A 23,887-nucleotide genomic window follows, 5' to 3' on the forward strand; every position below is an offset into this window, starting at 1 on the left:
TGGCTGGAAACTCCTTGTCTGACACCTTGTAAAATGGAGTGGACATGAACGCGCACGTACTTGGTTTTCCCAGAATGGGAACAGGCCGCGAACTCAAATGGGCTTTGGAGGATTTCTGGCAGGGCAGGCTTGACGAGAGCGGGCTTCTGTCTGTGGCGTGGGAACTGAAGGAAAGGCACTGGGCGATCCAGGCCCAGGCCGGGCTGGACTCGGTCTGCGTCGGGGATCATTCCCTGTATGACCATGTGCTGGACACGGCCATCATGGTCGGGGCCGTCCCGGAGCGGTTCCTGGGACACGGCGGCGGCAGCGGTCTTGACACGTATTTCCGCATGGCCCGCGGCGACGCGGACGCCAATGTCCCTGCCATGACCATGACCAAATGGTTCGACTCGAACTACCACTACATTGTCCCGGAGATAGGGCCGGATACAACCTTCACCGGAACGTCCGGCCAGCTTGCCCGGGACATTCATCGGGCCGTTGGCCTTGGCTACAACCCGAGACCGATCCTGGTGGGCCCCCTCACCTTCCTGCTCCTTGCCAGAGAGGTTGGCGGCGTCAGCCGCTGGGACCATATGGAGGCATTGACCAGGGCCTATTGCGACATCCTCGGTGAACTGGCCGGCCAGGCCCGGTGGGTGCAGCTGGACGAGCCCGCCCTGTGCCTCGACCTGCCCCCACAGGCCGCAGAAGCCGCCCGCCATGCCTATGCGCAGCTCGCCAAGGCGTGCGGCCCCTCGCAAATCCTGCTCGCGACCTACTTCGGGGAGTTGCGGGAAAACCTTGGCCTGGCTGTCTCGCTGCCCGTGGACGCCCTGCACCTGGACCTCGTCCGGGGACGCGCCCAGCTCCAAGAAACCCTTGCCGTCATGCCGCAGAGCATGCACCTTTCCCTCGGGCTGGTGAATGGCCGCAACATCTGGCGGACAGACCTCGACGCGTCGGCGAGGCTCGTGGACATTGCCTGCGCCGCTCTGGGTGAGGACCGGGTGATGGTCGCCTCCAGCTGTTCGCTGCTCCATGCGCCCATGGATGTCGAGAGCGAGAACGCACTGGATCCGTCCCTCAAGCAATGGATGGCCTTTGCCGTCCAGAAATGCGCCGAAGTGGCTGCCCTGAAAGGGCATGGGAGCGCCGCCGCGCCAGCCCTGTTCGCCGAGAACCGAGCCGTTCTGGCCGCACGAAACGGAAGTGCCCTGGTGCACAATCCCGCTGTGGCGCAACGCTTGTTGGCCATTGACGAATCCATGCTCACCCGCACCTCGCCCGCCGTTGCGCGGGCCACGGCCCAGCAGGCGCGGATGGGGCTGCCCCTCTTCCCGACCACGACCATCGGCTCGTATCCCCAGACCGCCGAAATCAGGCAGGCCCGGCTGGCGCACAAGCGGGGAGAACTCTCCGACGCCAGCTACCAAGAGGCGATGCGCCGACAGATAAAGGAGACCGTGGGCCGCCAGGAGCGGCTGGACCTCGATGTCCTGGTCCACGGCGAACCCGAACGAAACGACATGGTGGAGTATTTCGGCCAACAGCTCGACGGCTTCTGCTTCACCAGCAATGGGTGGGTCCAGAGTTATGGCAGCCGCTGCGTCAAGCCGCCGGTCATCTTCGGCGACGTGTCCCGGCCAGGGCCGATGACGGTGGACTGGGCCGTCTACGCCCAGAGCCTGACCGACCGCCCCATGAAAGGGATGCTGACCGGACCCGTGACCATCCTCTGCTGGAGCTTTGTCCGCGACGACATTCCAAGGAGCGAGGTCTGCCGCCAGATCGCGCTGGCCGTGCGCGACGAGGTCCGCGACCTCGAAGCCGCCGGAATCAGCATCATCCAGATCGACGAGGCCGCCCTGCGCGAGGGCATGCCCCTGCGCGAATCCGAGCGCGGGCAGTACCTCCGGTGGGCGGTGGACTGCTTCCGCCTCGCCTCGTCCGGGGTGGACGACGCAACGCAGATCCACTCGCACATGTGCTACAGCGAGTTCAACACCATTGTGGAGTGGATAGCCAGGATGGATGCCGATGTCGTCAGCATCGAGGCGAGCCGGAGCGGCATGCGCCTGCTTGATGCGTTCGACGCCAGCCGGTTCCCGGCCCGGATTGGACCGGGCATCTACGACATCCACAGCCCGCGCATACCCGATGCCGAGGAGATTCTCCAACTCCTGCGCAAGGCGTTGCGCGTTGTCCCGGCAGACCGCCTCTGGGTCAACCCGGACTGCGGTCTGAAGACACGGGCCTGGCCGGAAACCCTCGCCTCGCTGCGCAACATGGTCACGGCGGCCAAACAATTGCGCGCCGAGCACCTGGAGGGAACACGGGCAGAGTGATCGACAACCCCGGCTGACTGCACAAGCCCTCATCCCCTGGCAGGGTGGGGGCTGTGCGCCCGGCCCGGCTTGTTCATGAACCGCCCGGCCCGGCATCGACGCCCGACTGCACACTTCATTCACTGCATTCTGGAAAGCGGAGGGGAAAGGCTCAAGAACCTTTGCGAACCCTTGACAGATGTCAAAACTGGCCTCCGGCGACAGACGATTCCGGGTGCTTTGACCCACCACTTTGACCCAGAGGGGTCAAATCACGCCGAAAGAAGACAATCGTGCAAGTTGCCGGATAAAAAAGAAAAAGGGTTGCGGCCTGTTAGCCGCAACCCTTGATCATTCTGGTGCCGAAGAGAAGACTCGAACGTCTAGTTTTTCGGCAGAGCGGCAATGATTTGATTTTATTAGTCTATTTTGTTTTGGCGTGTCCTTTGTGCATGAAGAATGACCTAGCATTTTGACCCGGCTTCAGCAAGGGAGAGATGTTATGCTTTTTGGAATATTCCCAAATGCCTCGACTCGTGATGAAGTCGGCTTTGAATCCTTATCAACGGCGTGAAAGGCCGTAACCAATCAACCGGAAGATCGCTTACCTGCGTTATTTCAATGGGTTGAAATGCCATATTCACCATGAAAAACATAGTTGCCTTTGAGAATGACACTTGGGTGACACGTAAATTCTAACTGAGGGCAGACGAACTGAGCCAAATAGACCTTCATAATCCCTTGAATGCCATTTTTGACAATCCTGAGCGATATGCCATCGTTGATGTTGTGTCAGGCTGGAAAATCGCTCAGGTTAGGTATAAGATACATGCACAAACAAATTTGTTGTAAGCGCACAATGAACCCCTTCTTACAGCAGCACCCCATCGATGCCATGATGCCCTTCATTTCAAGGAGGAGCATCCTGTGCCGCCGCAGATCATTCCCAAGGGCATCGCCACATCGGGTCTCCTGGCCTATGTCCTGGCTTCCAAGTTTGTTGACGGACTGCCGTTCTATCGTCAGGAGCGCATGTTCACACGACTGGGCCTGGATGTATCCCGGAGCACCATGTGCGGCTGGGCTTTTCGGGCTGCCGAAGCTAGCGAGCCGATCATGGAGCTTCTACACGAAGAGATTCTGTCTGGGCCGGTCCTGAACCTGGATGAGACCACGGTGCAGGTGTTGAAAGAACCTAGCCGGAAGAACACGAGCAAATCATATATGTGGCTCGCCCGAGGCGGACCTCCTGGAAAACCCGGCGTACTCTTTCACTATTCGCCCTCGCGTTCCGGCAAGATTGCCGAGGAGTTGGTGCGTGACTTTTCTGGCTACCTGCAAACCGATGGGTATGCGGGGTATAACGCTCTTGGGGAGCGAGAGGGTATTATCCATATGGGCTGTCTGGCGCACGTGCGGCGTAAGTTCATGGACGTGCTCAAGGCTGGGACTAAGAAACGCGGCACCGCCCAGGAGGTGATCGATCTCATTGCTCAACTCTACGGCCTGGAAAAGCAGGCTCGACAAGCGGGCTTTGATGCGGATCGCATCCTGGCCATGCGTCAGAGCCAGTCCAGTCAGATCATGGACACCATCAAGGCTTTGCTTCTGGGGACAGACCAAGCCGCAAAAAGCCTACTTGGTCGCGCCATCTCTTAAGCCTGGAGGCAGTGGGAACGAGTTGAAACGTATCGTGAAGATGGCATTTTGCTGCCGGATAACAATTTGGCCGAGAACGCCATCCGTCCTTTGGCGGTCGGTCGGAAGAACTGGCTTTTCTCCGACTCGCCCAGAGGCGCTGCTGCAAGCGCGGCCTTGTACAGTCTGGTCAAGACTGCGAAGGCTAATGGGCTGGAACCTTTGCGGTGTCTGCATTTTCTCTTTGAAAGACTACCGGGCACGAAGTCGGATGACGAAAGAAGAAACTTGTTGCCGCAGTATATTGTCGCTGAAGAGTTGGCGTGTTAATAGGATGGCAAGGATTGGAAGAAGGCAAAAAATTTGCGCTTACAGTTATTTAAACGCTATGTTTCAACCAAGGGGGAAGAAAGGGGGCTTGGGTGTTGTGTGGCAAAACTCCTGACGGAAAAGTACTTGATGGGTACTCTCGATTTTTTTTCTGAAAATGGCAGGACAACGTTTGTGCTCGCTCTGCCTGGGTGAATTCGCGGGCTCATTCGGAAAACATGAGGGCAATATGGCTGGAGCTGACACGATATTTATCGCGTGCGACGTTCAGGACGCTGATTTCGTCAGAAGCGACATAGCGCCCCTTTTCGAGGAGCGACCTGTCGAGATCTTTTTCTTTGGCGATACGCAGGAGCATCTTCCTCCGGACCAAAGCCTTGTCGTGACCTATCTCGGCGACCGGAACGTCGCAAAGTTCATCCAAAGGGCGATCATCCACCGCTTCATCATTGGAGTATTGCCGCATCCCGATATGAAGCGTTCCGGGGACAACTTCGGAGTCGCAGGAACTCTGGCGGACGCCGTGGAGGATATCCTTTCGGGGGGGGACTGTAAAAAAATGGATGTTCTCTTCTGCAACGAGCACGTGGTTCAAAGCTTGGTCGTCGCCGGAGAGGTTTTCAGCGTTCGACTTGGCGCAAGAGAGACGAGCGACTTGTCCAGGAACATCTTGGTCCTCTGGCAACTTTTGCAGACCAGAAAGCGGCTACGTTTAAAGCCCATCAGCGTGGCCACCGAGGAAGACAAGTCGCTGGACACGGCCGCATTGGGCATCGTGGTGGTTGAGCAGGGCAGAAACTCCCTTCTTTCACGTCGCGTGCTCAAGGACCCTCCGTGCAACGACGGCATGGTAAACATCTTGCTGTTCGCCCCCCGCAGCGTTCTGGAGATTTTCTGGTTCATCCTCTCCTCCTTCGTCGTTTTCGGCAAGAACGGCGGACGGCTGCCGCCCTTCGCCGGGCACATCAAGTCAAGGACGCTGCGCATAAGCGGTTCAACGTCTTTCGATTATTCCCTTGACGGAGCGCCGATGAGCGCTCCCGAAATCCTACTGTCGGTTTCCCCGAAGGCCCTTCGCTTTCTGCCGGGCAGGAATATGGAGGATTACGCCGACGAGTGCGAGCAGAAGGAGAAATTAAGGGTGGGCGCCCTGCCGGTCGGGCAGGCGAGGCTCGACCTCTCAACGAAGCCACTTCCCTGGGTGCGGCACGCCTCGGCCGACGAATTCCGGGAGCTTTTTTTGCTGCTCAAGAGCAACGCCACGGCTTCCCGGTCCTTTCTGGCCCTGATGGTCCTTTCCACCCTGTTGGCGATCGTCGGCCTTTTCGCGAACTCCGCATCGGTCATCATCGGTGCGATGATCCTCGCGCCCCTCATGGGGCCGATCATCTCCCTGGCCATGGGCGCGGCGCGGCAGGATGAGACGCTGCTGGCAAACAGCGCCAAGACACTGCTTGTCGGGTTGATGATCTGCGTGGGAGTCGCCACGTTGGCGACGCTTCTCATCCCACTGCGTTCGCTGAACGGCGAGATATCCGCCCGCCTGAGCCCTACGCTGCTGGATCTTGGGGTGGCGCTTATTTCCGGAACCGCTGGGGCCTACGCCCATGCGCGCGAGGATATCGCCAAAAGCCTCGCCGGAGTGGCCATCGCAGTGGCGCTCGTCCCGCCGCTGGCCGTGGCGGGCATCGGCATCGGCTGGGGTGAGCGGGCCGTCTTCCAAGGCGCGTCCCTGCTCTTCATGACCAATCTTGTCGGCATACTCTTCGCCGCCAGCATAACGTTCCTTTGCCTTGGATTCGCGCCATTCCAGCGGGCTCGGCGCGGCGTCCTGCTCTCCCTGGCCTTGGGCCTCGCCGTAAGCGTTCCGCTCTTCTGGAGCTTTGAAGGGATGGTCGAAGAGCAACGCATCGTCCGACAGCTGGAAGGCGTGACAATAGACCAAGTCGTAATCCAGGGGGTGGCCATCCGTCGGGAGACGCCGCTGGTCATTTCCCTGAGAATGCTTTCCCCTGAAAACCCGACCGCCCATCAAGTCGACAGCATCAAACGGAGAATCGAAGACATCATCGGTCTGCCGACCAAGCTGGAGTGCGCGATCGTTCTGACCCGATAGGGAGGGCAAGTACGCAGTATCAGCAGGGATCCACCGGTTCAAGATACGGAAAGAACTTTCGGTCCTCTTCGAGCAAGTGGTTCTTGACGATCTTGATTGCCATGAGATTGAACAAATCGGCCACGGAGGCTTTCTTCTTGAATTTATGCAAGACTGAACGGATATCTTGAAGAAGCGAGTTGTGTATCCTGCTGTGGGCGTCCGCCTCCGGATAGAAGTGGGCGATCGTGTGGTCTATGAGATCCTGAGAGATGGCGTTCACGATTTGTTTCTTTGTCCATCAAGGGGGAAATATGTCAGAGAGAAAACACAAGACGGTCGTCGATTACTGCCATGACGGGCTTTCAGACCAACATATCTTTGCCAATGCCTTTCGCTACGCTTCAATTGGGATGGCCCTCGTGGGCCCGGATGGCACCTGGCTCAAGGTAAACAATGCCCTATGCTCCATGCTTGGCTACACGAGTCGAGAGCTATTGTCGAAAAAATTCCAAGACATCACACATCCCGAAGATCTTGAAGAAGACCTCGTTTACGTAAACAGAGTACTAGCAGGCGCTATCGACACCTACCAGATGGAGAAGCGATATTTCCACAGGGACGGCCATATTATCGACGTGTTGCTTAGCGTATCATTGGTCAAAGAATCCGACGGCACCCCGCAGTTCTTCATATCCCAAATTCAAGACATTACACGAAGAAAACAGGCCGAGCAGGAGCTCCTCCTAGTCTCCCAACAAGACCCGTTGACCAAGGTGGCAAACAGGCGCTTCTTCATGGAACACGCCACACGTGAGTTAACGAGAGGCAAGCGATTCCATGAACCCCAAGCTATTTTAATAATTGACATAGATCATTTCAAAACAATTAACGACAAACATGGCCACGACGTGGGCGACGAGGTACTCAAAGCAATGGCCACCGCATGCAGCAAGGCTCTGCGAGAAGTAGATGTTTTCGGACGCATAGGTGGTGAAGAGTTCGCGGCAATGTTGCTCAACACGAATGACAGTGTTGCGCGAATTGTCGCAGAGCGTGTAAGGGAGAGCGTCGAAAGGCTCTCGGTCAATGTCGGAGGCAAGGAGATTCCGTTCACCATAAGCATCGGGCTTGTATCCTTCTTGGGCGGCTCCAACACCTTGGATGACCGCATGAAAATGGCAGACAAGGCTCTATATCGAGCAAAGGAGTCTGGCCGCAACCGTGTTGAAGTCCTAGTTGATGTTGTTGAACCGAGCGGTGTAGTGCCTGAGCGCCTACGTTCAACGTTTGTCCGGTTTGAATGGGAAGGAGCGTATGAATCAGGAAACCAGTTAATAGACAGCCAGCACATGCATCTTTTCGCTTTGGCCAATGACTTGCTTTCGGCGCTTATAACCGGACTTCCGGATTCGCAAGTCGAAGCAGCTGCAGTCGCACTTATCAATCACACCGAACAGCACTTTCGTGACGAGGAAAAAATATTTTGTGCGGCTGGATATCCAAAAGCTCAGGAACACACCGCAATTCACAAACAGTTGATCCGAGAAATGCATTCCATTTTGAAATCCTTCACTAAGGGTCAGGAAACGGTTGGTGGTTTTTTTACATTCCTTGCGCACGATGTGGTGCTTAATCATCTGCTAACTGAAGATAGAAAGTTTTTCTCACTGTTGAGAGAGCCTTGATCTATTCGTATATGATCACTTCAAATCGCTTCATAAGCACAGATTTTTCTTTTTTTACTGTATAAGTTGGGATTTTTTTGTAGTGTTCGTTTTCAATAAGTAAGGAGAAGAGGCATGAGCGAAGCTATAAAATGGAATGATAGTCTATCGCTAGGATTGGAAGTAATCGATGAACAACATAAAAAATTATTAAAGATTGTTAACGAGCTGATTTGCTGCTTTGATCGTGACGATAGAGATCATTTTTTGAAAATAAAATTTTCTGAATTGCGCGAATATACAGTAGTTCACTTTCATGATGAAGAAGATTATATGGTTAAAATTCAGTATGACAAAATTACTGAACACAAAAAACAGCATGATGATCTAAAAAAGCAAGTTAAATCGTATCAAGCATCATTCTTCCACCACGAATCAATAACGAAAGATCAGTTAATTGAATTTTTTAGAAACTGGTTACTTGAGCATATTCTAGACCATGACATGAGTATCAAGACTTTTTTGGTTCAGAAGGAGGAAGACGATATCCCCGCTGATGACAAAGAGAAAAATTCTGATGATGAAACCAAAGACGATTCACCAAAATGAAGCGATCGGAAGGGCCTTGTTGAGGTTGGTGAAGCTTTGGAACTCCATCCATACCCTGACCAGGGACGACATGACCACTTCCTCAAGGAAGGGTCGAGTATCAGGTTATAACCATATCACTACAGAAAGTGGATTCCTGTGCTCACCACACGGCCTGACGGGCTCTCCATCCCTTGAGCCGGAGTCGAACCCGCCATCCCTCTCGCCGTCGCCTGCGTGGATGACGACGCAAGTAAAGTCGAGATGGCAAGGCCGACCGGCCAGGGCCGGTCGCCCGAAGGGCCTGGCCTTGCCATCTCGGCTGCTTGCGTCATGCTCGCGGAAAAATCGGCGGGAGGACAGAAACCCCTCCGTCGAACCTTGCGCGGCGATTCTCCAGGATGATACGACAGGGCATAACCAGTCAGGTTGAGTAACCAGAAGGAGGTAAAACGCGATCAGGCGCGTTCATAAGTTTTGACGACAGTCTAAACTGATGAACGCTTAAGTAGGCACTAACGTGCCGGAACACCAAACACTTCGCTGCCGTTCATTTCCAAACGGCACACTTTCACATCCAAACACCAGGCTGAAACACAGCACCCCCGCCGGACAAACGACAGGTATCTAGAAATCTGCCGTTGTCGAAATTCCCCCACGGCCACCGCTTATGCGCAGGACGAACGAGCCTGCGTGGTGGCACCCCTTATTGAATGGATTCTCAGGATTTTTCCTTCTGTGGGAAACGGACATTGATTTGTCCCGTGTCGGTTGTTGTGTGGCGCGTTCGCGCCATAGGCGGACCCGTGGGTTCGCTTTGTCCCGGGGCGCTGCCCCGAACTTCAGGAAGGAGATTCCATATGAAATCCATCAGTCTGGTACTGGGCGCGAACAGGGCAACCTTGTCCGGTCCGCGCTCGAAACAACACAGAATCCGGCAGAACGCCAAAGCCTTCGCAGGCCGGTTGCGTGAAGCGGGGTTTGGGGTCCGCAAATGGACCAACATTTCCAACAAACATTTTGCGGCCGTGGCCGACAAGATGAAAGAACAGGGCGTGGGTGACGGGCGCATAGCTGAAATATTTTCGGCAGCCCGTCACCTGTGCGAAGCATACGGCAACACCCGCATCAGTCCGACCAATAACGTGTTCGGCGTGAAACGCGGGACCATTGCCAATGCCAACAGCAAGGCGGTTGCCCCTGAGTTCGTCTTGGGGGCAATCGCCAAACTGGAAGCTGAATCCTCATATGAGCACGGTCCCCGGTGTGCCGCTCAGATCCGGCTTCAGTACGAACTGGGGCTCCGACGCGAAGAATCGGCAAAAGTCGATCTGATCAACGATTGGGACAAGGAAGGCCGCACCCTTCACATCCAGTATGGCCCGAAGGGTGGACGGCCCCGGACGCTGCACAATCTGTCCGACCGGCAGCAGGATGCTCTTGAGCGAGCTCTGCCATACGTCAGTCAATCCGACAGGCCGGGGATTCATAATCTCATGCCGAGCGGCATGGGCGACAAATGGCAGGAAAAGCTGTCGTACGCGGCCAGGCTTTGCGGGTTCACCAAGAAGGAAAGTGGGTGGACGCTGCACAGCAACCGCCATGAACGGTTTCATCACATGTACGTCGAGCACACGGGTTTTCAGCCGCCCAACCAGCACGATTCCGTGGAAGCCTTCCAGGAGGCCGCGCGGGACACCGCTGGGGACGAATGGCCCAGGCTCGACGCCGAAGCCCGTGACGACATCGAAGTGACCGCAGGGCATTCCGCAGGACGGCGGGATGTGTCCGATGCTTACCTTGGCAGCAGTCAGTGACAGGACCCCGCTTTGGCGGGGTTTCCTTCTGGGCGTGAGGTTCCATGGAGGAGACACACCGCTCGGGCGATGTGTCTCCTCCATGGAACCGTCCTTTCCTCCAGTCGGCTTGGGGCCGACTGGAGGAAAGGACTATCGCCAAATGAGGACCGCTACCTGGGAACGAATTTCGATTTTGCCAGATGAGACAGGTCCACCCCGTAGTCGAGGTGGGCTATGACCTCATCGAAGCACATGGAGGCCGGAAAACGTCCTCCATATCTTTCTGCGGACATCTTCTTGAGCTTGTGGCCAAAGGTCTGTTCGAACGGGTCGTCCTGCATCTTCTTCTGCTTGAAGAAGTTGGAAAACGTGTGCCGCAAGCTGTGAAAATCCTTAACCCCATCTGCTTCCTCCAGGTCGATGGAATTTTTGAAGCAGCTGAATCTTTCGCCAAGCTTGTGGCCGTATTTTTCTTTGATCTTGACGAGTTCGGGGAAAACCCGCAGGTGCCCATTTTCGGCCTGTTGTTGGGCAAACTCCGGGAAGCGCAACGTTTCAACGAGGAAGGGATGAAGCGGGAGAAGGCGTTTGGCGCTTGGGTTTTTCAGCTTCTTATTGGCGAACCCATGAACATTCCTTTTCTTGTTGACATCCAGCACCCACAGCCCTTCTTCCTGACGGACATCTTCAACGTGGAGTTGGCACACCTCTTCACGCCGTGCGCCCGTGAAAAGGGAAAGAAGGGGGCACCAGAAGTCGGACGGATGCAGGAATGTGTCCTCGACGTATTGGGGCGCGTTGAAGAGGTTTTCCAGATCCTTGGTCGTATACGGAGAGCGGTGTTCCGTTTCCGGTTTTTCTTCTTTGATTTTAAGGCGGTGGGCTGGGTTGGTGGGAATAAGCTGCTCGTCCTCGCACCACGTCAAAAACGATGAGATGTTGGTCAGGTTGTTGTTCACGGTGCTGACGGCAACCGTGTTGTCCGGTTCAAGGGCGACCATTTCTTGGATGGTTTTGCCCTTAAATCGTTTGCTGTTCCGGAACCGGGGGAGCTGGAGCAGGGTATCCCTTACATGGCGCACGGCTTGGCGGTCCACTTCATTCATCGGAATGTCGCCGAGGACATCTGTCAGGCTGTTGAGCGTGGACATGATGTCCTTGGCGCTGCCCTCGCTCCAGCGTTTGGCGGCGATCCTGTCCGCCTTGTAGCGTTTCAGGGCCTCGGAAAGCAGGATTGGGGACTTGGTTTCCTGTGCAGGAGGCTGTGGAGCCGCTGGTTCAGGCGGCAGAATGGTGTTTTCAAAGGCATAGTCGCCTTCGGCCCGTCGGCTGATAATCCGGTAGTAGGCGATGAGGGTTTTCGTAAATTCGTGGGCGAACTCATCCGTCAGGTCAAAGGACTGGGGCGGCCCGAAAACGTCTCCCTCGGCGGCGAGAACCATGTATTCCCGCATGGTGTCGTAGTCGCGGGAGACCAGAAGCCCTTTCAGGTGGTCGATGAGTTCTTCCGTCTTTCCCGGCACGTATTGCAGAATCGGATTGGGCGGGGTCAGGTTGTTGATGGATATCTGCTCATTCTCCTTGAGGAAGCGTTCAAGGAAATCCCGCAGAAACAGCTTGATGCGGTCAAAGTCGTCCATGGGGAGCTCACCGTCTTGTATCCTGGTCAGGACTTGTTTTACGCCGGAGGCCAGGATTCGGGCCTTCGGCCTTGCTTCGGCCAGGTATCCCGTGCGCAGGGACATCCTGATCTCGGAGCGGCCCAGCGAGTGGCGTAGGGCGTTCGGAACAACGTGACGAAAGTAGTAGGTCGTGCCTTTCAAGTAAAGGTGATTCGGGGAGCGAGCGATTCGCGGCATGTGACGTCTCCGGCGGTAGACGATTCCGGGTGCTTTGACCCACCACTTTGACCCAGAGGGGTCAAACCACGCCGAAACAAGACGATCATGCAAGTTGCCGGATAAAAAAGAAAAAGGGTTGCAGCTTGTTAGCCGCAACCCTTGATCATTCTGGTGCCGAAGAGAAGACTCGAACTTCCACGGTGTTTCCACCACATGGACCTGAACCATGCGCGTCTACCAATTCCACCACTTCGGCACGTTCAGAGGAAAGTAGGAATAGCCGCAGCCCGGTCACATGTCAACAGACGAATGCAGAAAATTCCGGAAATTGGTCCCAGGCACGCCCGCCCCCCCCGCCCGGGCCGCAGGGCCTTGCGGCGCAAAGGGCGCGCCGCGCGCTTGTTCTCTCCACGCGTCAGGCCCTCTTGACAAAACCGTGGGCGTGACAGACAGTTACAATCACTGTCACTCACCGGGACACGGCTGGTGCCCAAGGAGCCGGACGCGGCGAAGCCTCCCACAAACAGCATGTGACGCCATGGACTATTTCAACGACGAGGAGCGGGCCAGCCAGCGGGATTTCGCGACCATTCGCGACCGCGTCTTTGCCCCGGCCACCTACCTGCTGGCCCGGCTCGGCGTCACTCCCAACCAGATTTCCGCAGCCGGGGTCGGCTTTCTCGTCCTGGCCGGGCTGATGCCGCCCTCCCTGGCATGGCTGGGCACCTTGGGCATGGCCCTCTACGTACTCTGCGACGGGCTCGACGGTCCCCTGGCGCGCAAGATGGGCAACACCCATCCCGGCGGCCTGCTGGTGGACATCGTGGCCGACCAGCTCGGCGTGGTCATCCTGCCCGCCGCCGCGGTCTACCATTTCGGAGCCTGGGGGCCGGCCATGGTCCTCTTTGCCGCCTCCTACGTCGCCTTCATCGGGCTGGTCATCTACGCCAACGAGCTGAAGGTGGAGCTGCGCCGGTTCATCCGCTCCAAATACGTGTTTTTTCTGCTCTACCTCGGCTCGCTCCACCTGGACACGGATCTGGTTTCCTATTTCTGCGGCTTCTTTGCCCTCTATCACCTGATGGAGATAGGTGTAACCCTGCACCGCATCTACATATTTCACGCGGCCCGCCACGCCGCCGCGCCCCCTGGCGAGGCAGCCCCACCCCAGAAAAGGCGCAATATTCCCTGACCGGGCCAGGGCCGTCCCTTGTCCCAACGTCGGCAAAGCGATCCATTTCAGACTATTACGGTCTGCAATGGATTTGCCTTGACATACCGTCTGTTTCCTGCTCATTTTTCGGGCTAGAATCCGCGGAATTTCCTACCGGATTGATTCACAAAGGGGCCAGACAGGACATGATCGGGCTTATCAAGCGAATCAGGCAGAACCTGATTGCCCAGATTATCGTCGCAACCGGCGGCATCATGCTGGTGTGCACGCTCATCCTCATTTACCTGAGCATCGGCTTTGTCAACTCCCACACCATGTCCGAGCACATCATCACCGCCGACATGATCAGCAAGACCATCAAGCTCGGGCTGCACAACGCCATGCTGCGCAACTCGCGCGACGAGATAGACCAGATCATCATGAAGGTGGCGGAGATCAACCCCATCACCTCGATCCGGGTCTTCAACAAGGAGGGGGAGATCAAGTTCTCCAACAATGATGATGAAAAAGACACCCTGGTCGGCCAGGACTCCCCGTTGTGCCAAGCGTGCCACCAGAGCGACCCGCCCCTGACCTCGCTCAGCCGCACGCAGCGGGTGCGCGAGTTCTATTCCGAGACCGGCGACCACCTCTTCAGCGTGCAGACCCCCATCGAGAACTCGGCGGAATGTTCGGGCGGCCCCTGCCACTTCCACCCGGCAGACGACGCCATCCTCGGCACCATGGAGCTTGTCTTCTCCTTTGACTCCACCGATGTCCTGGTTTCCGACTACCGGTCCGGCCTGATCGTCCTTGGGACCATCTTCTTCATCATCACCTCCGGCGGCATCTTTGTGGGGCTTCGCCAGATCATCACCAAGCCGCTCTCTCTGCTCATAAAAAGCTCGCGCGACATCGCCGAGGGGCGGGCCACCCGCGCGGATGTGCCCACCACCGCACGCCCCGACGAACTGGGCGAACTGGCCCGCTCGCACGAGGCCATGGTCCGCGCCCTGCACGCCAAGCAGCAGGCTCTCAACGAGAAGATGCTCGAATACGAGCTGCTCTTTGACAACGTCCCCTGCGTGGTCACGGTTCAGGACCGCAACTACAAGCTGCTCGAATACAACAAGGAGACCCGCGAACGGTTCAGCCCGTTTCCCGGTGCCTACTGCTATCAGGCATACAAGGGCATCAACGAGCGGTGCGAGGAATGTCCGGTGGAGAAGACCTTCCAGAACGGGCTGGCCCATTGCAGCGAGGAGAGCCGACGCAACCCGGACGGCACGTACTCCCACTGGATCGTCCACACCGCGCCCATCAGGGATGTGAACGGCCAGGTGACCAAGGCCATGGAGATGTGCCTGGACATCACCGAGCGCAAGAAGCTCGAGGAGCGGCTCAAGGAATCGGAGAAGAAGTACCACACCATCTTCAACAACGTGCCCAACTCCATCTTCGTGGTGGACAACACCACCTTGAACATCCTCGACTGCAACACCACGGCGTCGTCGGTCTATGGCTACACGCCAGAAGAGCTGATCGGTCGCCCCTTCATCACGGTCGTCCACCCGGACGAGGCCGAGCGCATCCGCGCGCAGTTGCAGGCCTTTACCGCCATCAATCAGGTCAAGAGCGTGCGCAAGGACGGAACGTCCTTCTTCGTGGACATCATGCAGGCGGTCTCGGCCCACTCGGACATGGAATACCTCCTGATCAGCACCACCGACATCACCGAGCGGCTGGAGGCCGAGCAACTGCTCTTCCACGCGGGCAAGATGGCCACCCTGGGCGAGATGGCCACAGGCGTGGCCCATGAGCTGAACCAGCCGCTCACGGTCATCAAATCGGCCAGCAATTTCTTCATCAAGAAAGTCAACGCGGGGGAGACCATCCCGGCCCAGACCATCGCCACCCTGGCCCGCGAGGTGGACAGCTATGTGGACAGGGCCACAAAAATCATCAACCACATGCGGGAGTTTGGCCGCAAGGCGGACCAGGGACTGGAGCGGGTCAACGTCAACGACGCCATCGGGCGCGCCTTCACCCTGCTCACCAAGCAGTTCGAGGTCCACGGCATCACCGTGCGCTGGGAGCTGGCCGACGGCCTGCCCGCGGTCATGGCCTCGCCGGACCAGCTGGAACAGGTGGTCATCAACCTCCTGGTCAACGCCCGCGACATACTTGAGGAGAAGACAGACGCGGCCAATTCTGATACGCCACTGATAACCGTGCGGTCACGAACGGACGGCAACAGGGTCTTCATCCAGGTGGAGGACAACGGCGGGGGCATCCCCGAACCCATCATCCACAAGATTTTCGAGCCGTTCTTCACCACCAAGAGGGTCGGCAAGGGAACCGGGCTGGGACTGTCCATCAGCTACGGCCTGATCAAGAACATCGGCGGGGTCATTCATGCGGAAAACGGTGAGGCCGGAGCGCGGTTCACCATAACACTTCCAGTCGCGGACAGTTGAGATGCAGCACACAGTATTACTTGTCGATGATGAAGAGGGAATCCGCACGGTCCTCAGCCTGGCCATCGCCGATGCCGGGTACGAGGTGCTGACCGCCCAGACCGGCGCACAAGCCCTTGAAATGCTGGGCAAACGCGAGATTCCGCTGATCGTGACCGACATCAGGATGCCGGGCATGGACGGCCTTGAGCTGCTCAAACGCATCAGGAAGGAATGGCCCGACAGCGAGGTGATCATGATCACCGGCCACGGCGACATGGACGTGGCCATCGAGAGCCTGCGCCTGGGCGCCGGGGACTTCATCACCAAACCCCTGCACGAAAACGCCCTGGAAATCTCCCTCAAGCGCGCCGTTGAGAAAATCTCCATCCGCGACCAGCTGCGCGAATACACCGAAAACCTCGAACACCTCGTCCTCGAAAAGAGCAAGGAACTGGTCGAGGCCGAACGCATGGCCGCCGTGGGCCAGACCGTGGCCTCCATGTCCCACGCCATCAAGAACGTGGCGGGCGGGCTTGAAGGCGGCATGTTCGTCATCGAAAAGGGCCTTGAGCTCGAAAACCGGGAATACCTGCGCCAGGGATGGGAGATGGTGCGCCGCGACGTAGAGCGCATCAAGAACCTCTCCATGGAGCTGCTCGACTACGCCAAGCCCGTGACCATCACCCCGGTGGACGCAGACCCCAACGGTCCGGCCCGGCAGGTGCACGACCTGATGGCCAAGCAAGCCGAGAACTGTGGCGTGCGGCTCGTGCTTGACCTGGACGAGTCGCTGCCCTCCATGCGCATCGATCCCAACGCCATCCACCAGTGCCTGACCAACCTCGTGTCCAACGCCATCGACGCCTGCCAGGACCGCCTTGAGGGCGAGAAAAAGGTCGTCATCCGCACGCTCGACGGCGGCGGCATGGCCGTGCGCTACGAGGTGGCGGACACGGGCCACGGCATTGCCCCGGAGATCCTGACCCGGATATTCAACTCGTTCTTCACCACCAAGGGCAGCCGGGGCACAGGCATCGGCCTGATGGCCACCAAGAAGCTGGTCAAGGAAATGGGCGGGGCGATCATGGCCAACTCCGGCATCGGCCAGGGAGCCACCTTTACCATCACCATCCCCACCGCCCACGTCACCACCTAGGCAGGGGGCGGGAAAGCGCCCGATTGCTTCGTTGCTTCGAAAAGGGCAAACCCTCGCGTAGGAAGACTACGCTTCGGGCTTGCCCTTTTCTCGCGCCTGGCACTCGAACACTTTCCCGCCCCCTGCGCACAGCCCGAGTGGGGGATGGGGAAGAGCGAAAAGACCGATTCTGCGTTTAGGAAGACTATGCGTCGCGGGTGCATTATTATCGCACACTGCGGGGTCTTTTCTCTTGGTTCCCCAGCTTGGGGGCAGGCGTGATGTGGCGGGTTGGCTGATTATATCGCAACTCTTTTGCGTGCCACACACCGCAGGATGTTGACGGCCCCGGCCACACGCTCAGGCTGGAAAAAAATGTTCGCGTGCCAGGCGCGAGAGTGGGGCGAGTCTCCCCTCTCCTCTTCCCGCCCCCCGCCTCCCCTTCCGAAGCAGCCGTTTAGGGGACGCAGGGGGGTCGAGTGCTAGGCGCAAGCGTGGGGCAAGACCGAAGCGTAGTCCACTACGCGAGGGTTTGCCCCGCGCGCAGCAACGACGCAATCGGCCCTCCTGCGCCCCCTAAACCTGGACGCTGAGTTCGCGGGGGATGGTGACTATGAAGGTTGAGCCGTGACCCTGCTCGGAGTCCACGGAGATGCTGCCGCCGTGCTGCTGCACGATCTCGTTGGCCACGAACAGGCCGATGCCGGTCCCGGCGATGCCCTTGGACGAGAAGAAGAGCGTGAACAGCTTGTCGCGGGTTTCGTGGTCCATGCCCGCGCCATTGTCCGTGATCTGGAAGGCGACCTGGTTGGCGTCGCCGTAAATCTTGAAGAGCACGTTGCCGGGCGCGTCGGGCTCGTTGGCGTTGCAGGCGTCGATGGCGTTCTCAAGGATGTTGCCCAGGGCCGAGGCGAGGATGGAGGCATCCGCCTTGATGGAGCCCAGGTCCTTGGCCAGATCGAGTTCGAGGAGCACGTTCTTGGCCTCGGCCTTGGTGGACATGGAGGTGTAGGTGTTCAGGGCAAAGGTGGCGACATCCAGCACCTTCCAGTTCAGTTCGCGCTTTTTGGCGTAGTAGAGGATGTCGAGCACGGTCTGCTTCATGCGGCCCGTGAGGAATTGCAGGTCGGTGAAGCCGTCCTCGACGCGGGTGAGGTTCTTGTTTTCCAGCCCGGCGCCCAGGCGGTAGATGGCGCCGTCGATGCCCGTGAGCAGCCCCTTGATGCCATGGGCCGTGGAGCCGAGCAGGAGGCCCAGGGAGGTCAGCCGGTCCTGGAGCTTCCTGATCTGGGTGATGTCCGTGATCATCTCGATGGCCTCGGTGATGGCCCCGGAGGTGTCGCGGATGGGCGCGCTCCAGATGAGGACGTTGATCTGCTCGCCCTTACGGTTGGTGACCACGCTCTCCATCTGGTGCATCTCGCCGTCCTCGAAGGTCTTGATGAGCGGACAGTCGCGGCACGGCGAGGCGCGGTGCATGATCCTCTCGTAGCACAATCCGCCTTCGAGGTCGCCAAGGCCCTCCTTGTGGCGGGCGTTGGACGAGAGGATGGTGAAATTCCTGTTCTGGACCGAGATGAAGCACGGGGTCTGGTCGAAAAGCTGCTGGTACTTGTGCTGGGTGGTGCGCAGCTCCTCGCGCAGTTGTTCGGCCTCGCGCAGATCGACCATGAATTCGAGGATCAGCTCGACCTCGTTGTCGCTGGCCGTGATGGGCACGGTATCCACGGCCACCGAGTGGCGGTTGCCGTTGATGCAGCGGACCACATGCTCGGCCCGGCGCGCCGCCTTGTTGGCGATGGTCCGGGCCACGGGACATTCCTGCTCGCCGTCGCCCAGGTCGTCGTACATGGCCCAGCTTTTCTCCCCCACCAGGTTGCCCAGGCGTTCGCGGTAGTGGTCGTTGATGGCCACCACCTCGCGGTTGCGGTTGTGGATGGAGACAAACATGGGCATCTGGTTGAACATGCTCAAGTTGTCCAGGTTGGAGGCAAAGGCGTCGAGGCTGGCGGTCAATCCCTCGAAGAGTTGGCGGGCGGCCACGCGCCGCTCCACTTCCACAAGCTGGGCGGATTTTCTTTCGACCAATTCCTCAAGGTTGCAGGTGTGCCGTTCCAGCTCCCGGCGCATGTTGCTGCGCTCCTCGGCCCGATGCAGGGCAAAGCTGAACACGTCGAGATTGATGGGCTTGGTGATGAAGTCCGAGGCGTCGTATTTGAGGCTCTGAATGGCCACGTCGATGTCCGCATGGCCGGAAATCATGATCACCTCGGTCCTGGGCTCGATGCGCTTGATCTCGCGCAGGAGGTCCACGCCGCTCATGCCGGGCATGCGGATGTCGGTGACCACGATGGGATACTGTCTGGACTTGAACAGTTCCAGAGCGTCGGCGACGTTGGCAGCCGCATCGACCTCGTACCCGGCGTCCTTGAGGGTGATGGACAGGACGGTGCGAATGCCCTCTTCGTCGTCCACCAGCAGGATGGGGAGATGGCTCATAGCAAAACAGGGCCTCCATGCGATTTTCGCCGCAGCGAAGACGCGACCCTACACCACCATGCGCCTTTTCTCAACCACGCTTTTGCACAGGACAAAAAGACACCTTACCTGGCGGAATGATTCCCCTTTTGCCAATTTTGGCAACCGAAAAGAATCCTGTCCGTCGGCTTGTGCCTGCCCCTGTTGCGTCGTGAGGGCTTTCCCCGGCGGCGGGGGCACGCCGCCGGGGAGAGCTCGTTGCATGTATCCCTAGGAGTCGAGGGCCTTGTGAATGGCTCCGAGGAGTTCCTTGGGATTGAAGGGCTTCTTGAAAGAGGCCACAGCGTTCTTGATGGCCAGATGGATGCCGGAAAGGCCACTGACCACGATGACCGGGATGTCGTTGTAATCCGGGTCCTGTATCATCTTTCTGTAGAATCTCGGGCCCCATTCGTTGGGCATTTCGAGATCCAGGGTTATGAGATCCGGCTTTTCCTTCTTGAGCTGCTCCAGGGCGTCGGCGACATTGGACGCCGTGCAGGTCGTAAACCCGTCATCCTGGAGGATATCTTCAAGATACTTGACGATATACGGATCGTCGTCGATGATGAGTATCTTACGAGACATATCTTGACCCCCTCATGTTGATCGGCGCTCGATCCCCGGGCCGTTGGCCGCCAAGGAAAGCCCCTGTTGTTGTAGTGTATCTGACCTGTTTCATGGTCCGCTCCGTACTCACTTCATTTGCAGTGCATGGTCGATGATGGCCTTGATCTCTTCCACCTTGGGCGGTTTCTGGACATAGGCAAAGGGGTCTGGATAGGTGGATTTGCCGATTCCCATGATCTTCAGGGCGTGCCTGAAGGTGGTGGCACCCACCGCCGAGAGCATGATGACCGGAACCTGCCTCAGCTCCGGGTCTTCCTGCAACCCCTGATACATGACCAGTCCCCCCTCTCCGGGCATCATCACGTCGAGGATGATCAGATCCGGTTTGAGTTCCCAGGCCCGCTCAAGTCCTTCGCGGGCATTGCGAGCCAGGTGGGGCTCATACCCGCTGGTCTCAAGAAGCGTCTTGAGAAACAGGCGGATGTTGAGTTCGTCGTCCACCACCAGGACCCTCTTCGCGGTACTGTTCATGTCGTGCCGCCTAGCGTGCGTCCGCAGCCCAGTCGGAATGATTGATGCTTGCCACCGGGCAGGAGGAGCGCAGGACCACTTCCTCCAGGGTGCTGCCTATCTCAGCTTCCTCGGACGGGATATCCTGCGAGTGATGGGCCATGACCACGAGGTCGCCTTCCTTCTCGCGGGCGTACTTGAGTATCTCCACATAGGGTATCCCCTCGCGGCACTCCACCTCGAACATCCCGAAGTCACCCATCTGGGCGATGTAGCGGGTCTGGATGCGCTCCCTGGCTCCCTTGAGCCCGGCCTCGATCTGGGCCTGGGTGGGCTTGCCGCCGAGGTCGCCGGACTGGAGGTTCAGCGCGTGGAAGATGTAGAGCGGACAGCCGATGTCCCTGGCCGCCTTGAGGGCGAACTGGAACGCGGCGTCTGCGGCCTTTGAGAAGTCCGTGCAGAAGATGATGTTGGAGAACAGGTTCCAACACGTGTTGCACGGGCGGTTGATGATCAGCACCGGGCACTTGGCGCGCTTGGCCACTTCCAGCATGGTGTTACCCATGATGGAGCGGTGGCGTCCGCCGCCCTCGTCGGACCGGGTGTTGGCTCCCATGACGATCAGGTCCACGTTCTCCTTGCGGGCGAGCCGCAGGATCTCGGTGGCCGGAACGCCCACGGCGGACTGGATGCGTGTCTTGTAGCCATATTGCTTGAGTTGGTTGTCATATGTGTTGGACAGTTCCTCTCTGACCCAGGACTCGTAGTCGTCGCCGAGTCCCTCCCTGCTGCCGGTCCGGACATCCGTCACTTCCAGGCTGAATCCCCGTGAGGGGACGCCAAGGACGTGAAAGAGGATCAGCTCTGCGTCTTCGCGTTCTGCCAGATCAAAGGCGATCTTGGCCGGGCTGTCGCAGACAGGAGTGCCGCTGGTTGCAAACAGGATCTTGTTAAACATGTCCTACCCCCTAATGCTACAATGTTCCGGGATCCGCTGGAAGCCAAACTCCCAGGCTACCCCCTCAATGAACTCGAACAGGGTGTAATCCGTCTCGAATTCCATGATGTTCACCGAGTCACCGAACACAGAGTGCTTGAGCAGCCCGAGCTTCACCGGCATGTCCAGCAGGCTGTCCAGCTGAAAGAGCCGGAGCTCCTGCTCGACGCCGTTGAACCGCCCGGACAGGGTGCAGAGGATGTTGAACCGGGGTTCGCCCGGAAAACCGATCATCTCCACCCGCTTGACCAGCTCCATGTGCGTCAGCATTTCCGTGACGCACCCGGAGCCGGGGCACTGCCCGCACTCGTCCAGAAGAGGCGGAATGAACACACTGATCGCCTGAAACTCCGGGTAGCGGCGCACCATCTCGATGAAGGAGCGCAGGGTGTACCCGTCTTCGAGACGCACCCTTCCCGCCAGGGCGGCCAGAGGCGTTGCCACCTCGGTGCCCGGCTCGGAGAGAATGACCCCGTTTCTTGCAAGCGATACCGTATTCATCTTCCCTCTCCGTCTCCTTCTGGCGCTACTTCCGGTGGCACTCGCCGCAGGCGACCGGCCCCTTGGCCTGGTCGGTGTGGCAGGTGATGCACTGGCGGTGATAGGCGCGCATGAGAGGAGTTTCATTATTTACAGGGTTGACCGGATGGCAGGACTCGCAGGTCTCGCCTTCGCTCGAATTTTCCATGTCCATGAGGCCGTCGTCGGTCCTGCCGTGATGACAGACCACGCAGTCTTCAAGCTGCGCCTTTTCGTTGTGGGCGTCGTGTTCAAAGGCGACCTGGGGCCTCTTGAGGACACCGAAGGCCTCGGCGGGCACCACGGTCATGTCGTCCTGGGAGAAGGCCATGGGGGCCAGATAGACGACCACAAGGGCCGCGACGGCGGCGATGAACGCCAAGGAGTGTCTCAGATGTTTCTTATGCATGGTTGGTCTCCCTTACATTCCTTCCGGCTTTTCCATGATCGCATAGATGATGTCGCCCAGGAACTTCGGGTGCATGCCAAGCTCGTAATAGCCGATGATGTCGTCCAGCCCGCCGTGGCAGTTGTGACACGGGCAGACAATGGTGTGGACGCCGGTTCTCGCCAGCTGGTCGGCCTTGGCCTTGTTGCCCGTCATGCGCACGTTCTTGAACGGCGGGCCGCAGTTGATGACGCCGCCGCCCGCGCAGCAGCAGTAGTTGTGCTCGCGGTTGGGGGTCATCTCCACGACATTGTCGCACAGCATGTGCGTGACTTCCCGCAGCTTGTCCATGAGGCCGCGGCCGCGGATGATGTTGCACGGGTCCTGGATGGTCACGGGCTCCTCAAGCTTCTTGGGGATCTTGATCTTGCCTTCGGTCAGCAGCTCCCAGAAGTACTCCACCGAGTGGACGACTGGCACCGGCATGTCGGCATAGCCGAGCCAACGGTTGCCCATGTCGTAGATGGAGCGGAAGGCGTGGCCGCACTCGCCCATGACGATCTTCTTGACACGCAGCTTCTGGGCGGACTCGAAATGGGAACGCTTGAGGCGGCCCATGTTCTCGAAATCGCCCACGAACATGCTCATGTCGCTGTTGTCCCAGCCGGGAGTGGAGGGCATGGTGTAGTCGACGCCCGCCACATGGAAGATGGCCGCAGCCTGGTAGATGAGCTGGGTCCGGAACTTGGGTTCGGGCCCGATGACCGAGTAGTAGATTTCGGCCCCCTCCTTGTCCAGCGGGATGCGAATGTCCGGGAACTCGTCCCTGGCCTCGTCCTCCTGCCACTGCAGGCTGTCGATCCACTCGTCGTCCTTGACCCACATCTGGTTCATGGTGGAGGCGTGCGAGTTGGAGGTGTCGCGGATGTACTGCGGCACCACGTCCAGCAGGTAACAGATGCGCCGCATCATGGACATGGCGTAGCCGGTGTCGATGCCGATGGGGCAGTAGTGGGCGCACCGCTTGCAGAGGTTGCACTCGGTGTAGGCGATCTGGGCCATCTCGTAGATGCGCGACGGCTCGACCTTGCCCTTCTTGTTTATCAGTTCGTAGATGGTCTCCGTGGTCTTGCTGACCGGCGAGTAGCTGGGGTCATTGTCGTGGGAGACATAGTAGTGACACGCCTGGGCGCACAGGCCGCAGCGCATGCAGGTCTCCTGATACGCCTTGAGCTTGGCCCCGGTCTCACCCTTGAGCACCCGGTTGACCACTTCCTCGATCCGCTCCGTGGTGAGTTTTGCAACCCCCCCCGCGAGTCCTGGATCCTGTATTATTCTGTCCGCTATCTGACTCATTGTTTTGTCCTCGTAT

General features: G+C 58.4%; 18 protein-coding genes, 1 tRNA gene and 1 pseudogene. 10 read left to right on the forward strand and 10 right to left on the reverse strand.

The annotated features are described in order from the left end of the window. Positions 1–44 precede the first annotated feature (44 nt). From metE to DAES_RS13195, 4 genes and pseudogenes are all read left to right on the forward strand, one after another. Positions 45–2,330, forward strand: coding sequence for a 5-methyltetrahydropteroyltriglutamate--homocysteine S-methyltransferase (gene metE, locus DAES_RS13185; protein WP_013515529.1), 2,286 nt, complete (start codon positions 45–47; stop codon positions 2,328–2,330). A gap of 903 nt (positions 2,331–3,233) precedes the next feature. Then, positions 3,234–4,100: pseudogene (tnpC, locus tag DAES_RS13190) on the forward strand (IS66 family transposase); the annotation flags it as partial. A gap of 24 nt (positions 4,101–4,124) precedes the next feature. Next, positions 4,125–4,277: a transposase domain-containing protein gene (locus DAES_RS17990; RefSeq protein WP_269077532.1), complete on the forward strand. Its 153-nt coding sequence runs from the start codon at positions 4,125–4,127 to the stop codon at positions 4,275–4,277. Between the two features lie 229 nt (positions 4,278–4,506). Then, positions 4,507–6,393 carry a TIGR00341 family protein gene (locus tag DAES_RS13195; protein WP_013515530.1) on the forward strand — a complete coding sequence of 629 codons (1,887 nt, stop codon included), beginning with the start codon at positions 4,507–4,509 and terminating at the stop codon, positions 6,391–6,393. 19 nt (positions 6,394–6,412) lie between these two features. Here DAES_RS13195 and DAES_RS17670 read toward each other — a convergent pair whose 3' ends face one another. Then, positions 6,413–6,655, reverse strand: coding sequence for a hemerythrin domain-containing protein (locus DAES_RS17670; RefSeq protein ID WP_049776411.1), 243 nt, complete (start codon positions 6,653–6,655; stop codon positions 6,413–6,415). A 31-nt stretch (positions 6,656–6,686) separates the two neighbouring features. Here DAES_RS17670 and DAES_RS13200 point away from each other — a divergent pair, with 31 nt between their 5' ends. The 3 genes from DAES_RS13200 to DAES_RS13210 all read left to right on the forward strand — a co-directional run bounded on the left by DAES_RS13200 (position 6,687) and on the right by DAES_RS13210 (position 10,444). Then, the gene (locus DAES_RS13200) at positions 6,687–8,060 is read left to right on the forward strand and encodes a diguanylate cyclase (protein WP_013515531.1); all 1,374 of its coding nucleotides are present in this window, start codon (positions 6,687–6,689) and stop codon (positions 8,058–8,060) included. Positions 8,061–8,174: 114 nt separating this feature from the next. Next, positions 8,175–8,648: a bacteriohemerythrin gene (locus DAES_RS13205; protein WP_049776412.1), complete on the forward strand. Its 474-nt coding sequence runs from the start codon at positions 8,175–8,177 to the stop codon at positions 8,646–8,648. Between the two features lie 839 nt (positions 8,649–9,487). Continuing rightward, complete coding sequence (locus tag DAES_RS13210) at positions 9,488–10,444, forward strand: integrase domain-containing protein (protein ID WP_013515533.1); 957 nt, start codon at positions 9,488–9,490, stop codon at positions 10,442–10,444. Between the two features lie 152 nt (positions 10,445–10,596). Here DAES_RS13210 and DAES_RS13215 read toward each other — a convergent pair whose 3' ends face one another. Both DAES_RS13215 and DAES_RS13220 read right to left on the reverse strand, forming a co-directional pair. Continuing rightward, on the reverse strand, positions 10,597–12,285 hold the full coding sequence (locus DAES_RS13215) for a site-specific integrase (RefSeq protein ID WP_013515534.1): 1,689 nt from the start codon (positions 12,283–12,285) through the stop codon (positions 10,597–10,599). A gap of 151 nt (positions 12,286–12,436) precedes the next feature. Beyond that, positions 12,437–12,523: transfer RNA gene (locus DAES_RS13220), tRNA-Leu, on the reverse strand. Between the two features lie 282 nt (positions 12,524–12,805). Between DAES_RS13220 and DAES_RS17020 the strand changes: the two genes are divergently transcribed. The 3 genes from DAES_RS17020 (at position 12,806) to DAES_RS13235 (ending at position 17,035) form a co-directional block, all read left to right on the forward strand. After that, positions 12,806–13,459: a CDP-alcohol phosphatidyltransferase family protein gene (locus DAES_RS17020; RefSeq protein WP_013515535.1), complete on the forward strand. Its 654-nt coding sequence runs from the start codon at positions 12,806–12,808 to the stop codon at positions 13,457–13,459. Between the two features lie 167 nt (positions 13,460–13,626). Next, complete coding sequence (locus tag DAES_RS13230; RefSeq protein WP_013515536.1) at positions 13,627–15,897, forward strand: PAS domain S-box protein; 2,271 nt, start codon at positions 13,627–13,629, stop codon at positions 15,895–15,897. Between the two features lies 1 nt (position 15,898). After that, entirely contained in the window at positions 15,899–17,035 is a 1,137-nt protein-coding gene (locus DAES_RS13235) for a sensor histidine kinase (RefSeq protein WP_013515537.1), read from the forward strand. 555 nt (positions 17,036–17,590) lie between these two features. Here the strand turns inward: DAES_RS13235 and DAES_RS13240 are convergent. The 7 genes from DAES_RS13240 to tmcB form a co-directional block, all read right to left on the reverse strand. Beyond that, the gene (locus tag DAES_RS13240) at positions 17,591–19,513 is read right to left on the reverse strand and encodes a response regulator (RefSeq protein ID WP_013515538.1); all 1,923 of its coding nucleotides are present in this window, start codon (positions 19,511–19,513) and stop codon (positions 17,591–17,593) included. Positions 19,514–19,762: 249 nt separating this feature from the next. Beyond that, positions 19,763–20,119 carry a DVU0259 family response regulator domain-containing protein gene (divK, locus tag DAES_RS13245; protein ID WP_013515539.1) on the reverse strand — a complete coding sequence of 119 codons (357 nt, stop codon included), beginning with the start codon at positions 20,117–20,119 and terminating at the stop codon, positions 19,763–19,765. A 108-nt stretch (positions 20,120–20,227) separates the two neighbouring features. After that, on the reverse strand, positions 20,228–20,632 hold the full coding sequence (locus tag DAES_RS13250; protein WP_013515540.1) for a response regulator: 405 nt from the start codon (positions 20,630–20,632) through the stop codon (positions 20,228–20,230). Positions 20,633–20,642: 10 nt separating this feature from the next. Then, the gene (locus tag DAES_RS13255) at positions 20,643–21,569 is read right to left on the reverse strand and encodes a universal stress protein (protein ID WP_013515541.1); all 927 of its coding nucleotides are present in this window, start codon (positions 21,567–21,569) and stop codon (positions 20,643–20,645) included. A gap of 3 nt (positions 21,570–21,572) precedes the next feature. Beyond that, a complete protein-coding gene (locus DAES_RS13260; protein ID WP_013515542.1) occupies positions 21,573–22,109 on the reverse strand; it encodes a hypothetical protein in 537 nt (178 codons plus the stop codon). A gap of 25 nt (positions 22,110–22,134) precedes the next feature. After that, positions 22,135–22,536, reverse strand: a complete 402-nt coding sequence (gene tmcA, locus DAES_RS13265; protein ID WP_013515543.1) for an acidic tetraheme cytochrome c3 TmcA — start codon at positions 22,534–22,536, stop codon at positions 22,135–22,137. Positions 22,537–22,548: 12 nt separating this feature from the next. Then, positions 22,549–23,871 carry an electron transfer complex ferredoxin TmcB gene (tmcB, locus tag DAES_RS13270; RefSeq protein ID WP_013515544.1) on the reverse strand — a complete coding sequence of 441 codons (1,323 nt, stop codon included), beginning with the start codon at positions 23,869–23,871 and terminating at the stop codon, positions 22,549–22,551. Between the last annotated feature and the right edge of the window lie 16 nt (positions 23,872–23,887).

The sequence above is a fragment of the Pseudodesulfovibrio aespoeensis Aspo-2 genome (assembly GCF_000176915.2).
Classification (GTDB): Bacteria; Desulfobacterota; Desulfovibrionia; order Desulfovibrionales; family Desulfovibrionaceae; genus Pseudodesulfovibrio; species Pseudodesulfovibrio aespoeensis.